The following is a 12,244-nucleotide window of genomic DNA, read 5'->3' on the forward strand; positions in this document are numbered from 1 at the left end:
CTCTCCTGTATCCGCACCCACCGTTCACTCGCAACTTACCTAAGTCGCCGCTCCAAGACGCCCGGCTGCCGCAAACCGCTCAGCTCCCGGGCCCCGCAGGCGAACATCGCCGCCCGCAGCTCCAATTCCACCCGTTCGAGCCGTCCCCTGACGTCGCCGCCTTCCGCGGCGTCCCGGAGCAGCGAACGGCCGAAGCCCGCGAGATCGGCTCCGAGCGCGATCGCCTTGGCCGCGTCCACTCCGTTCCGAAGCCCTCCGCTGGCGATGAGCGGAATGTCCGGCAACGCCTCGCGGATTTCCCTGACGCATTCCGCCGTCGGGATCCCCCAATCCGCGAACGCTTCCGCCGCCTCCCGGTACAGCGGGTCCTTCTGGCGATATTTCTCGACCTGGCTCCAAGACGTGCCGCCGGCGCCTGCCGCATCGATAAAAGCAACGCCGGCCTCCGCCAGCTTGCGCGCGACCGGGCCGCCGATGCCCCAGCCGACCTCTTTGACGCCGACCGGAACGTCCAGTTTGCGGCACACCTCCTCCAATCGGCGGTACAAATCGCGGAAATCCGTATCTCCGCCCGGCTGGAACACTTCCTGCAGCGCGTTCGCGTGGAAGACGAGCGCATCGGCTTCCGCCAATTCGACCGCACGCCGGCAGTCGTCCGGTCCGATGCCGTAATTCAGCTGCACGACGCCCAGATTGGCGACGATCGGAATCGACGGCGCTTCGCCCCGCACCCGGAACGTGGGCGCCAGCTCCTCCCGCTCCAGCGCCGCGCGCATGGAGCCCAGCCCCATCGCCCAACCCCGATCCTCCGCGGCTTCCGCCAGCCTGCGGTTGATTTCGCCGGCCCGACTCGTCCCGCCCGTCATGCTGCTGATCAGCAGCGGAGCCCGCAGGGACTTGCCGAGAAAAGAAGCTTCAAGCCTAACCTCGCCCAGCGCCATCTCCGGGAACGCGGCATGGCGCAGGCGATAGGACTCGAATCCGGAGGTCACCCCGACGCCTTGAACGGGCTCCTCCAGGCAAATCCGGATATGCTCGGCTTTCCTCGACGACGTGAATCCGTTCCCTTCCTCCATGACCCCGCCTCCCACGACCGTCATTTCCAAACCAAAAGGATGATAGACTGCAGCAGGCCGATCACGCCGCCCAGAATAACCCCCAGCCACGTAATCGCCTTGAATTCTTTGCCGGATACGCTGAGAATGACCTGCTCGAGCCGCTCGATCGGAAAGCGCTCCACCTGGGTGCGCACCATTTCCGGCAGCCGGAACGCCGCGACCAGCGAGTGCGCTTGGCGGCTGACGACGTCCATCGCCCGGTCCACGACCCACGACAGCCGGCGTTCCCATTCCTCCCGCCGTTCCATGAACCGTTCCCCGATCGGATAGCGCTCCAGCCGGCCGATCCACTTCTCCCAAGGCAGCGAGTCCCGCACCCGCCGTTCGAGGAACGCTTCCGCAGGCTCGTCCTTCGCGAAAACGGCCAAAACCTCCTCCAGCGTGCGGTCTCCCCATTCGCCCAGCCGCTTGGCCAATATCGCGGTCACCTGCGCGCGAACCTGCTCGCTGTCCAATTGCGCGGCCAGAAACGGGGTCAGCCGAGCCACCAGCTTGTCCTCGTCTACGAAAATCCCGGCCAGCATGCCGATAAAACCCCCGGTCCGGTCCATCAGCCCGACGGCCAGCCGCCGAAGCAGCGCTTGTCCTTCCGCCGAAACCAGATGCTCCTTGACGGCTTCGAGCCCCCAAGCGGCAGCCGCGGCAGCCCAGCCTTCCACGGCGGCTTCGTTCCAGCCCGGCACCGCGTCGCGGATCCGCCGGCCGCCCCAGTTCCCGCTCCGCCATATCTCGGCGGCGGCGGCGCCTGCCCGCTCGCCGGCCAGACGCGGCAGCTCGGCCAGCCAACCGGACATCCGCTCCTCCCCGAGCCATTTCCGCGCGAGATCGCCTGCCGCGATGCCGTCCCCAAGCTCCCTTGCCAGCCATTCCGCCGCTCTCTCCCGCGCCGCCCGGCGGAATTCTTCTTTCTCCAGGAGTTCCCTTACCCCCTCCGAAGTAACGAGGTACTCCGATACGACTTCCCCGAGGGAAACCGCGATTTGCTGTTTCCGCTTCGGGATCAGTCCCGGCGTGAACGGCACTCTCCAGCCCAGCCAAACCAGCGGCTTCCGGGGATGGAACAGCATTTTGATCGCCAAATGGTTGGTCACCCCGCCGACCAATCCGGCTACCGCCACGTTCGTGAGTACGAATATCCAGCCGTTCATGCTTGCCGTCCTTTCCGACGAGACGTTGTCGGCCAATCACCGATAACGGAATGTCCTCATATGATGGAGTATTGTTACGGGCTGACGCAGGGCAGCCCGCGAACGTTTGGGCCATGGCCGAGAAACGGTGGAAGGAGTACCGCCAATGTCCGCCCCGAAAATCAACGTCCAGGCCATCAGTTCAGGAATTCTGTCCGACGACGTCCTCATGCTGGGAGAAACGCTCATGAAACGTTCGAAAATCCCCTCCCAGCAGCCGATCACCCTGGAATTCGGGTCGTTTCGGCATTCCGTGACCGTGGTCCCCGTTCCCCGATACGACGGCCTGAGAATGAGCCAGACGCTGTTCCGCAGAATGGGCCTCTTTCCCGGAGTTTCCCTCCGCATGCAATACCGCGCGGCGGCACGAACGCTTGCCTTAGGTCCTCTGATCGGCGTATTGGTCAGCAGCGACGATCCCGGGAACCGCGAGAAGCCGTTCGGCTCGATCACGATGTTCTGCCGGGAACTGACGGACGCGTGCCGCAAGCAAGGCGCATACGTTTATTTTTTCACTCCGAGAGCCCTGGGGTCAAGTCAGACCGCTTTGGAAGGGTGGGTGTATCAGGAAGGCTGGCGCCAATTGACGCTCCCGATCCCGAATGTGGTGAACAACAGGCTCACGAAACGCAAGCTGGAAAACCTGCCCGAGGTGCAGCAATTCGTCAAAGAAGCCGGGAGCCGGTACGGCACCCAAATGTTCAACGAGAAATTTCTAGACAAGTCGGAAGTGTTCGAAGCGCTTAAGAAAGATGCCGGACTCCGGCGGTATTTGCCGGAATCGTTCTCCCTCCGGGGCATCGACATGCTGCGCGGCATGTGCTCCCGGCACCCCGTCGTGTTTTTGAAGCCGGTCCGGGGCAGCCTCGGCAAAGGCATCATCCGCGTCTCCCGCATCGGCCCGGACAACTGGCAGGCTTCCTATGCCACGATGAGCGGCACCCGCAAGCAGAACTTCCCCAGCTTGGCGAAGCTGTACGCTTCGATCGCCGGGAAAATGAAATCGGTGCACTATTTGATCCAACAAGGCCTGACCCTGATCGAAATCGGCGGCCGGCCGGTCGATTTCCGGGCACTGACCCAGAAAAACGCTGCCGGAGAGTGGGCGGTCACTTCCGTCGTCAGCCGGACCGCGGATAGCGACCACTTCGTGTCGAACTTGGCTCGCGGCGGCACGCTCTCCCGGACGAACGAAGCGATCGCGCGGTCCAATCTGCCGGCGGCGTTCAAGAAAACCGCCGCGCTCCGCCTGAAGCGGGCGGCGCTGGACATCGCCAAAGGCGTCGACGACCAAATCCCCGCTCATTTCGGCGAGTTGGGCATCGACCTGGCGCTCGACGTCCACGGGAGGGTGTGGCTGCTGGAAGTCAACTCGAAGCCTTCCAAGAACGACAATACACCATTAACAGAGGGGAAAATCCGTCCTTCGGTGCGGATGATGATTCAATATGCCCGTTATTTATCCGGATTCTGAAGCGCTGGGCATTCTCGTATGCGAACGCCAGGGCCGTCCTCCGTTCGCCGAAAGCGGCTTTCTCCGCCGGCTGATTCTGGCCGGGATCGCCGCCGGTCTTCGCGTGTTCGCGTTCGATCCCCGCATGTGGCGGCCTAACGGGAAGACGGTGCCGGGCTGGACCCCGGAGCCGGAAGGGACGGGGTGGCGGCTCTCCGAGCATCCGCTTCCCGCCCTCTTATACGACCGCGCCTGGCCGGCAGACGACGACGAACGCGTCCGTTTCCGCCAAGCCATGAGCGAGCTCGAGTCCGCCTTGAAACCGATACGCTTGAACGGAAAGCTCCCCGGCAAATGGAGGGTGTTTTCCGTGCTGTCCGGCCATGCCCAAACGTCGCGGCTTCTGCCGCCAACGGAGATCTATGACGGACCGGGCTCGTTTCATGATTTCCTTAAGCGCTGCGGAGGATCCCTGTTCCTCAAGCCGGCCGGCGGGGGCCAGGGCAGGCGGACCGCCGCTTGCACGACGGAAACGGACGGCCGGGTGCGGGTCCGCGGGCGCAGCGGCGCCAACCGGCCGTTCGACCTTACGTTCCGGGACGGCCGCGAAGCATCCGGGAAGTTGGAACGTTGGATCGGCAACCGGCTTTATTTGATGCAGCCTTACTTGAGCCTGACCGGCTCGGACGGCAAGCCCTTCGACATCCGCGTGCTTGCGCAAAAAAACGGCCGGGGCCGCTGGGCCGTCACCGGCATCGCCGCACGCTGCGGCCCGGCCGGCACGGTCACCGCCAACCTGCACGGAGGCGGCCGTGCCTGCCCGGCCGACGAACGGCTGTCCGACTTGTTCGGAACCGCCCGTTCCGCCGAGATCCTAAGGGAAATTCGCGGCGTCTGCGCACCGATCGTCCGGATCCTCGAGCAACATTTCGGCCGATTCTGCGAACTAGGCCTGGATTTCGGCCTGGACCAATCCGGGCGGCTGTGGTTTCTCGAAGCAAACTCCAAACCCGGACGCCGCGCCATGTCGGCGATCGGCGCGTCCGCCGCGAACGCGGCCGCCGCGCGTCCGATCGCTTATGCTAAGTCCATCCTGCTTCGACCACCTGGGAGGGTAATCCATGAGTTTGACCATCTGTAACGTCCACTTCACGCAGCAGCCGGAACGCGTCGTCTGGCTCTCGAGCTCCCTGGCGAAGCTGCTGAAGCTGGGCGGGCGCAAATCCGTGAACGTCAAGCTGGGAAAGGACAACGTGTATGCCGCGCTGCGGACGATCAATCGCAAAGGACATCACCTGTATATGTCGGCCGGCCTGCGAAGCTCCGTGCGCGTTCCGAAGCCCGGCTTCGTCTATGTCAACAACGAGGATGAAGGGGAAATCCAGCTCGGCCCCCTGATCGGGGTGCTGACCGACTCCATGGACGGATCTTCGAGCGCGCCGTTCGGCGTTCGCACCGGATTCATCCGGCAGCTGCTGCAGCTGGGCCAGAAACAAGCGTACATGTTCGCGTTCACGCCGCGGGATATCAACTGGCAGCAAGAAACCGTGCACGGGTGGTTCTATCTGCCCGGCGGCAAATGGCAGCGCCGCATCGTCCCCTTGCCTGACGTCGTGTATAATCGCTTGCCCAGCCGCAAGGCGGAAAACGGGATGGCGCTCGTTTCGTTGAGGGAGAAGTTCGTGCGCAAGCGGATCCCGTTCTTCAACTGGAGCTTCTTCAACAAATCGGACGTGTACGAATTGCTGGAGAACGATCCGGAAGCGCTCAAGCATTTGCCCGAGTCCGTGCCGAATCCTTCCCCCGAACGGATCCGCCAAATGCTCGAGCAGCACCATTTCATCTACTTTAAACCGACGGGCGGAAGCCTTGGCGCCGGCATTTATCGGCTGACCTACCACCCCAGCAAAGGCTATTTCGTCCGTTACCGGCGCAACGGATCGAACGTCCTGCTCCGCTTCACGACGTTCGCCGGACTCATGAAATTGCTGAGGGCCCGTCATGGAAGCCGGCTTAACCAATACGTGGCGCAGCAGGGCATCCGCCTGGTCGAGCTCGACAGCTGCCCGATCGATTTCCGGTTCCACATGCACAAAGACGGGAAAAACCGCTGGGTCGTCGCCGGAGTCGGCGCCAAAAAAGCCGGCAGAGGCAGCGTGACGACGCATATCAAAAACGGCGGCTCCCTCATGACGCCGGAGCAAGCGCTTGGCCGCGCGTTCGGCGATCGGGCCGACTCGGTCCTGAACGAGGCGAAATCCGTCGCGATCAAGCTGTCCGAAGCCATCGAACGCAATTACAGCCACACGCTCGGGGAACTCGGCCTCGACATCGGCATTGACCGGGACGGCAACGTCTGGATGTTCGAAGCCAACGCCAAACCCGGGAGGTCCATCTTCAAGCATCCCGCGCTCAAGGAACAAGGCCGCGCTTCGTTGCAATACATTCTCGACCATTGCTTGTATCTCAGCAAATTCCGGAAAGGGGAAGGTGCTTAATGCCGCATCAACCCTCCCCTCTCTCCTTCCCGGAGGTCTCCTCGGCGGGCGATATCCCCGTCGTGGCGATCCTGACCATCGATGACGAAACGCAGCAGTTCCGAGGCAACCGCCAAAATTTCGCCGACTTGATCCGCACGGGACAAGAGATGGGCGTGCTCACGTACGTCGTGACGGTGAAAAATTTTAAAGTGAAAGCCCCGCGTTTGCTCGGCTATACCATCCATGCGGACCAGGACGCCTGGGTGAAAGAGTGGTTCCCCAGGCCCCATGTCGTCTATAACCGCATTCCCCAGCGCGAAGACGAGCGACTGCCGGAGGTCAAGCGCAAGCTGAGATCCATCGTCAAGCAGCCGGACATCCACCTGTTCAACCGCCGCTTTTTCAACAAATGGTCCTTGTTCCGGTGGCTGAACCGGAATCCCGCGACCCGCCGTTTGATTCCGGAAACGAAGATGCTGACCCGGCCGGAAGTGCTCTCGCAGCTCCTCAAGCGGCACCGGATGCTGTATTTGAAACCGATTCGGGGCAAGGCCGGCGTCGGCATCATGACCGTCAGGGTCGTTCCGGAGAAGCCGCTGCCTTTTAAATTGCAAATCCAGGAAGAGAGAGGCAGCAAATTATACCGCTGTTCGTCGCTGCTCCGGTTATGGGGACACGTGTCCCGATATTCGGAAGAAATCGGTGAGCAGTATATCGCGCAGCAGGGCATCCCGCTGGTCAAAGTGAACGACCGGCCTTTCGACCTGCGGGTGCTCGCCCAAAAAAACCAATACGGAAAATGGGACCTGACGGGCATCGGAGCGAGAGTGGCCGGAAACTCCAGCATCACGACGCATGTGCCGAGAGGCGGGAACATCGACGACCCGGAAAAACTGCTCACCGGCATTTTCGGCAAAGAAAAAGCCTCCTCCGTGCTGGATGCCGTACGCAAAGCCGTCCTGTTGGCGGCCCGGCAGATCGAAATCGCTTCCCGCCACCGTCTGGGCGAAATGTCCATGGACCTGGGGGTGGACCGTTCCGGCAACGTCTGGTTTTTGGAAGCCAACTCCAAGCCGATGAAATTCGATGAAACCGAAATCCGCAAAACGTCCCTTCAGCGCATTTTCCAATATTCCCTATACCTCCACCGCCGCTCGCGGCAGTCGGAAAGGGGGTGACGGGGCATGGCCGGAAAGCCGCTGCTCGGCATTCTCACCATCTATCTGAATGACAACAAGGCCATAGACGAACGGTCGGTGTACCGCAAAATGACGATCGCGGGACAAAAGCAGGGGTTGGACGTGATCGTTTTTACGCCGGACGACGTGGACGAGAAAAACGGCCGAATCTACGCCATGGTTTACGATCCCGGCAAGCAAGCTTGGGGAAGGCGATGGACCCGTTTTCCCCAGCTGATCTATGACCGAGCCCGCATCCAGAAGAACGAGAGATACGAGAGGTTCGTCGCGTTCCGCCGCAAATACGCCCACCTCATCTTCCTGAGTCGGCCGCTGCGCAACAAATGGACCATCTACCACATGCTCAGTTCCGTTCCGGAATTCAAGGGGCATCTCCCTGCCACCCGGCTGTACGAATCGCCTTCCGACGCGTACGATTTGCTCCGGAAATACGGGACGGTGTATATCAAGCCGATCAACGGCACGGGAGGACGCGGCATTCTCCGCATCGAGAGGTTAAGCGGCGGGATGCTGCTGATCCAAGGAAGGGACCATTCGCGCAACATCATCTCCCCCCGGAGAATTCGCCGGGAGTCGCTCCCCGCCGTCCTGCAGTCCTGGCATCGCCGCGGCAGCCGTTACATCGTGCAGCAAGGACTGCAGATCAAACTGCCCGACGGCCGGGTCCACGACTACCGGATGCTGGTGCAGAAAACCGGCAGCGGGGAATGGGAAGTGACCGGCTGCGCGGGCCGCGTCGGACCGCGACACAGCGTCACGTCCAACCTGCACGGAGGCGGCACGGCCGCACCCATGGAGACGCTGCTCAGGCAGTGGGCGTCGGATGAGGAGGAAATCGCGGAGATCCGGAACGAGGCCGAGCGTTTCGGACTGGAGGTCGCCAAACGGCTGGAGAGCACGTACGGAACGCTGTGCGAACTCGCCTTGGATCTCGCGATCGACCGGGACGGCCGGATTTGGCTGCTCGAGGTCAACCATAAGCCCGCGCGAGAGGTGTTCAACCAGGCCGGCGAACGCGAAGTTTACCGCCGGGCGGTGACCCGGCCGATCGAATACGCGCTGTGGAAATACCGTCAGAGCCGAAGCGGCAAGCGCCGCTCCGGCATTTCCTCCGGAACGAAGTAGGGCGGAGCGTTGGGAAGCGGAATGAGGAAAACGCGGAAAAAACCGCCCCGGGCCGCGGGCGCAAGGGCGCCTGAAGATCCGGGGCGGTTTCGTTTTTTGGGTTCCCGCTTAATAAGCCTCCGGCTTCATGCCGCCCGGCTTGGCATTCGGTTGGGCGTCCGTCTTCCCTTCCGCGAGCCGCTTGAGGAGCTGCGTGACGTCCACGCCGGTGAGCGCGCCTACCGTTTCCGGCATTTTGGCGAGCAGATCGGTCACGTACCCCGTCACTTTGCCCGCCCCGCCGTTCGCGCCGCTCCCGCCGCCGTCCACGATGACGATCTTCTCCGTGCGGGACAGCGGCTCCGCGATCGCCCGCGCGATTTCGGGGAACTTCTGGATGATGAGCTCGACGACCGCTGCTTCGCCGTACTTCTTCAGGGCGTCGGCGATTTTGTCCTTCGCTTCCGCTTCCGCGAGGCCTTTCAGTCGGATGATATCTGCCTGAGCCGTACCTTCCGCCCGCTCCTTGTCGGCGTTCGCGCTGCCCGCCAGGCGGACGGCTTCCGCTTCTGCCTTCGCTTTCGCCTCGATCTGGTAGCGATCGGCTTCCGCGCGCTGCTCCTGGGCGAAACGTTCGGCTTCGGCCTGCTTCTTCACCGTCGCCACCAGCTCGCGCTCGCGCCTCTCGATTTCCTTGGCCTCCAGCTCGATCTGCTTCTCGCGCTCGATGACCTGGATCTGCATTTCCTCCGCCTTGACCGACTGCAGCGTCTTGACTTCCTGCAGCTTGTACGCCTGGTCGGCTTCGGCCTTCCTCATGTCCTGCTCCTGCTTGAACTCCGCTTTCTTCACTTCCATCTGCTTGTTTGCTTCCGAGATGTTGGTTTCCGCGGCGAACTCCGCCTTCTTGCCTTCCTCCAGCGCTTTGGACTTCGCGATCTGCTCGTCGCGGAACGCATTGGCCTTCGCGATCTCCGCGTCCCGCTTGACCTGCGCGATCTGCGGCTGACCGAGCGCTTCGAGATAGCCGTTCTTGTCGCGCACGTCGCGGATCGTGAACGAAACGATCTGCAGGCCCATCTTGTTCAAATCGCTGGCGGCCACTTCCTGCACGTTGCGGGCGAATTCCTCGCGGTTCCGGTAGACGTCCTCCACGGTCATGCGGCCGAGGATCGCGCGCAGATGGCCTTCCATCGTCTGGGTCGCGATGCTTTTGAGCTCCTCGTCCGGTTTGCCGAGGAACTGTTCGGCCGCCGTCGCGATCGATTCCTGATCGCCCTTGATCTTGATCTGGGCGACGCCGTCGACCATGACGGGGACCCCGTGCATCGTGTACACTTCCGGCGTATGGATATCCAGCGTCTGAACCTGCAGGGACAGGAACGAGGAGTTCTGGACGATCGGCCAGACGAACGTGCCGCCCGCCTTGACGATTTTCATGCCGTCCCGGGTGAGCGCGCCCGTGACGATCATCGCTTCGTCGGCTTTCACCGTGCGATAGCGGGATGCGAACACGACAATAAGCAAAATGACGACGATGACGATGCCTACGGGAATGTAAAGCGTCATGTCCATGCGTTAAACCACTTCTCCTTTGGCGATGTTGGATTCGCGGGATGCCGTAAGGCTTTCGACGAGGAACGTACCGGCGGATTCCCCGATGATCCGCACTTCGCTGCCTTGAGGGATCGCCTCGCTTCCGGCCGTCTTGGCCGGGGCGTTATGGCGATTGCCGCCCTGCAGATAGACGATTTCTCCCAAATGCCCGGGCTCGATCGGAGTCACGACCTCCGCCGTATGACCGATCATGGTCTTGGCGGACGGCGCAGCCCCTTTCTGCGCGGCCTGAAGCGGGATCACGACGAGGAACAGCACCGCGGACGATACCGCGGACGCCCCCAGCAGCGCAACCCCCGCCACCGGCAGCGCCGGCCAGCCGGTCCGATGCAAGAGCACGTAGCCGACGCCGCCGAATACCGTCACGAACGTCGCGATGACCGTGGGGGACAAGATCGGCAGGTCGCCCGGATGGAAATCGAATCCGAGCCAGTCTCCCACGATCAGGGACAGCACGGCGTACCCGGCTCCGATGAAGAACAGCGTGAGCATCAGAGTCTCCAAAGCCTGGAACCTCCTTCCGCGCGAATCGGCGCGAGTCTTCTCTTATATACGCGAATCTGCCGTTTTCGTTTCCCTGATCGTGGAATTCGTTCCGCTCCTTGGCATCAGGCGCCAAACAAAAAACCCGCTCCGAGGAGCAGGCGCCGCGTGCTTTCCGTTTCAAAAAATCTTTTTCTGCTCCCGATCCGCCTTGATGATCTCCACCGCTTCCCGGAACCGCATGGAGTGGACGACCTCCCGCTCTCTCAGGAACTTCAAGCTGTCCTGCAAATCGACGTCGTCCGTCATGTCGATCAACCATTGATAGGTGGCCCGGGCCTTCTCCTCCGCGGCGATATCCTCGTACAAGTCTGCGATCGGGTCGCCCTTGGCTTGTATGTAAGTCGCCGTCCAAGGCACGCCCGCCGCGTTATTGTAGAACAGCGCCTTGTCATGGTTCGCGTAGTGAGCCCCGAGGCCCGCCGCCATCATTTCCCGCGCGTTCTCGTCTTTCGTCAGCTTGTAGACCATCGTCGCGATCATCTCGAGATGCGCGAATTCCTCCGTTCCGATATCCGTCAGCAACCCAATCACCCGATCGGGAATCGTATACCGCTGGTTCAGGTATCGGAGCGCGGCGGAGAGCTCGCCGTCGGCCCCCCCGTACTGCTCCATCAGGAACTTCGCCATCATCGGATCGCACTTGCTCACCTTGACCGGATACTGGAGCTTTTTCTCATAGATCCACATGGTCTCGCCTCCTCACACCTGCCAAGGCCACGGCGTCTCCGGCCACTGCCAGGGAAAGCGGGAGTAACTGTGGCCGAAATGCATCATCGGACCGTACCGCATCTCGAAATCGTAGGCGAGCTGGCGTCTTCGCTGCGCCAGCTGGTTAAACTGCTGCAACGCCTGCAGATCGGTCGGGTGAGTATCCAAATACAAATTCAGCTCGACCAGCACGAAATCCACCTTCTGAATTTCTTCCAACTGCCTGCGGTACGCTTCGTCTCCCGCGACGGGCCGCTGAGGCGACTCCTGCGGACGATCGGATTGACCGCTCGATTGGTCCACGGCTCATCCTCCTTTCTGGGGGGCATAAGGGCTGTACAGCGCGGGCCACAGCGTACCCCGGAACAACGCTTCGTTCAGCGGGAACTGCGGCAGGTTCATCGGCTGAAAGGGGATGAACTGGTTCGGCGGAACGACATAACGCTTCACCGGCATGGGTGGGCAGGGATCCAGCGGGCTGACGTAAGGATGCCATTCCCGCCATTGTCCGCTCATCATAGGCGTCTTCTCCTCCCTGGACGAGGTCTTGCTTCGCCACTCCGGCGCCCGGCAGGGCGCTCCGCTACTATCCTATGACCCCCGCAAGCCGATTTTGTCACGGACAAGATAGAAAAAAACCGACCCTGAATGGGCCGGCAAGCGGTGACGCAAAACTCAGCAGCATATCCAACAGAAATCCGGGGTCCCCGAATAGGAATCGGAATGCGCTTCGCAGGTCATCTTCGCTCTTTTTGGGGAGAAAGTGCGGGGGAGCCCCCGGTAAAAGCACAAAAACCAGCTAATGTTTGTCAAGCTTTAGTGTGTTGGCCGA

At 61.9% G+C, this 12,244-nt stretch carries 12 protein-coding genes; 5 read left to right on the forward strand and 7 right to left on the reverse strand.

The genetic code is table 11. From position 1 onward, the window contains the following. Nucleotides 1-35 precede the first annotated feature (35 nt). A complete protein-coding gene (gene fni, locus PTZ19_RS05675) occupies nucleotides 36-1,076 on the reverse strand; it encodes a type 2 isopentenyl-diphosphate Delta-isomerase (RefSeq protein ID WP_276352892.1) in 1,041 nt (346 codons plus the stop codon). Between the two features lie 20 nt (nucleotides 1,077-1,096). After that, complete coding sequence (locus tag PTZ19_RS05680; protein ID WP_276352893.1) at nucleotides 1,097-2,266, reverse strand: DUF445 family protein; 1,170 nt, start codon at nucleotides 2,264-2,266, stop codon at nucleotides 1,097-1,099. A 145-nt stretch (nucleotides 2,267-2,411) separates the two neighbouring features. Here PTZ19_RS05680 and PTZ19_RS05685 point away from each other — a divergent pair, with 145 nt between their 5' ends. The 5 genes from PTZ19_RS05685 to PTZ19_RS05705 are packed head-to-tail and all read left to right on the forward strand — an operon-like array spanning nucleotide 2,412 to nucleotide 8,562. Next, nucleotides 2,412-3,779 carry a YheC/YheD family endospore coat-associated protein gene (locus PTZ19_RS05685; RefSeq protein WP_276352894.1) on the forward strand — a complete coding sequence of 456 codons (1,368 nt, stop codon included), beginning with the start codon at nucleotides 2,412-2,414 and terminating at the stop codon, nucleotides 3,777-3,779. After that, nucleotides 3,754-4,899, forward strand: a complete 1,146-nt coding sequence (locus PTZ19_RS05690; RefSeq protein ID WP_276352896.1) for a YheC/YheD family endospore coat-associated protein — start codon at nucleotides 3,754-3,756, stop codon at nucleotides 4,897-4,899. Before PTZ19_RS05685 ends, PTZ19_RS05690 begins: the two co-directional genes overlap by 26 nt. Then, nucleotides 4,880-6,256, forward strand: coding sequence for a YheC/YheD family endospore coat-associated protein (locus PTZ19_RS05695; protein WP_276352898.1), 1,377 nt, complete (start codon nucleotides 4,880-4,882; stop codon nucleotides 6,254-6,256). Before PTZ19_RS05690 ends, PTZ19_RS05695 begins: the two co-directional genes overlap by 20 nt. Then, nucleotides 6,256-7,416, forward strand: a complete 1,161-nt coding sequence (locus PTZ19_RS05700) for a YheC/YheD family endospore coat-associated protein (protein ID WP_276352899.1) — start codon at nucleotides 6,256-6,258, stop codon at nucleotides 7,414-7,416. The genes PTZ19_RS05695 and PTZ19_RS05700 overlap by 1 nt, the downstream gene beginning before the upstream one ends. 6 nt (nucleotides 7,417-7,422) lie before the next feature. Next, on the forward strand, nucleotides 7,423-8,562 hold the full coding sequence (locus tag PTZ19_RS05705) for a YheC/YheD family endospore coat-associated protein (protein WP_276352900.1): 1,140 nt from the start codon (nucleotides 7,423-7,425) through the stop codon (nucleotides 8,560-8,562). Nucleotides 8,563-8,670: 108 nt separating this feature from the next. On the opposite strand, the gene PTZ19_RS05710 is transcribed toward PTZ19_RS05705, so the two are convergent. From PTZ19_RS05710 to PTZ19_RS05730, 5 genes are all read right to left on the reverse strand, one after another. Then, complete coding sequence (locus PTZ19_RS05710) at nucleotides 8,671-10,116, reverse strand: flotillin family protein (RefSeq protein ID WP_276352902.1); 1,446 nt, start codon at nucleotides 10,114-10,116, stop codon at nucleotides 8,671-8,673. Nucleotides 10,117-10,119: 3 nt separating this feature from the next. Further along, complete coding sequence (locus PTZ19_RS05715) at nucleotides 10,120-10,662, reverse strand: NfeD family protein (protein WP_276352905.1); 543 nt, start codon at nucleotides 10,660-10,662, stop codon at nucleotides 10,120-10,122. A gap of 159 nt (nucleotides 10,663-10,821) precedes the next feature. Next, nucleotides 10,822-11,391 carry a manganese catalase family protein gene (locus PTZ19_RS05720; RefSeq protein WP_276352906.1) on the reverse strand — a complete coding sequence of 190 codons (570 nt, stop codon included), beginning with the start codon at nucleotides 11,389-11,391 and terminating at the stop codon, nucleotides 10,822-10,824. Between the two features lie 12 nt (nucleotides 11,392-11,403). Beyond that, complete coding sequence (locus PTZ19_RS05725; RefSeq protein WP_276352946.1) at nucleotides 11,404-11,631, reverse strand: spore coat protein CotJB; 228 nt, start codon at nucleotides 11,629-11,631, stop codon at nucleotides 11,404-11,406. A gap of 87 nt (nucleotides 11,632-11,718) precedes the next feature. Next, complete coding sequence (locus PTZ19_RS05730; RefSeq protein ID WP_276352907.1) at nucleotides 11,719-11,928, reverse strand: spore coat associated protein CotJA; 210 nt, start codon at nucleotides 11,926-11,928, stop codon at nucleotides 11,719-11,721. Between the last annotated feature and the right edge of the window lie 316 nt (nucleotides 11,929-12,244).

Origin of the sequence: Cohnella caldifontis (genome assembly GCF_029360585.1) — a bacterium.
GTDB classification, from domain to species: Bacteria; Bacillota; Bacilli; order Paenibacillales; family Paenibacillaceae; genus Cohnella; species Cohnella caldifontis.

Coding starts and splice junctions, on each gene's coding strand:
- PTZ19_RS05705 (WP_276352900.1), top strand. CDS start 7,423: ATGGCCGGAAAGCCGCTGCTCGGCATTCTCACCATCTATCTGAATGAC.
- PTZ19_RS05690 (WP_276352896.1), top strand. CDS start 3,754: ATGCCCGTTATTTATCCGGATTCTGAAGCGCTGGGCATTCTCGTATGC.
- PTZ19_RS05685 (WP_276352894.1), top strand. CDS start 2,412: ATGTCCGCCCCGAAAATCAACGTCCAGGCCATCAGTTCAGGAATTCTG.
- PTZ19_RS05710 (WP_276352902.1), bottom strand. CDS start 10,116: ATGGACATGACGCTTTACATTCCCGTAGGCATCGTCATCGTCGTCATT.
- PTZ19_RS05680 (WP_276352893.1), bottom strand. CDS start 2,266: ATGAACGGCTGGATATTCGTACTCACGAACGTGGCGGTAGCCGGATTG.
- PTZ19_RS05700 (WP_276352899.1), top strand. CDS start 6,256: ATGCCGCATCAACCCTCCCCTCTCTCCTTCCCGGAGGTCTCCTCGGCG.
- PTZ19_RS05720 (WP_276352906.1), bottom strand. CDS start 11,391: ATGTGGATCTATGAGAAAAAGCTCCAGTATCCGGTCAAGGTGAGCAAG.
- PTZ19_RS05695 (WP_276352898.1), top strand. CDS start 4,880: ATGAGTTTGACCATCTGTAACGTCCACTTCACGCAGCAGCCGGAACGC.
- PTZ19_RS05730 (WP_276352907.1), bottom strand. CDS start 11,928: ATGAGCGGACAATGGCGGGAATGGCATCCTTACGTCAGCCCGCTGGAT.
- fni (WP_276352892.1), bottom strand. CDS start 1,076: ATGGAGGAAGGGAACGGATTCACGTCGTCGAGGAAAGCCGAGCATATC.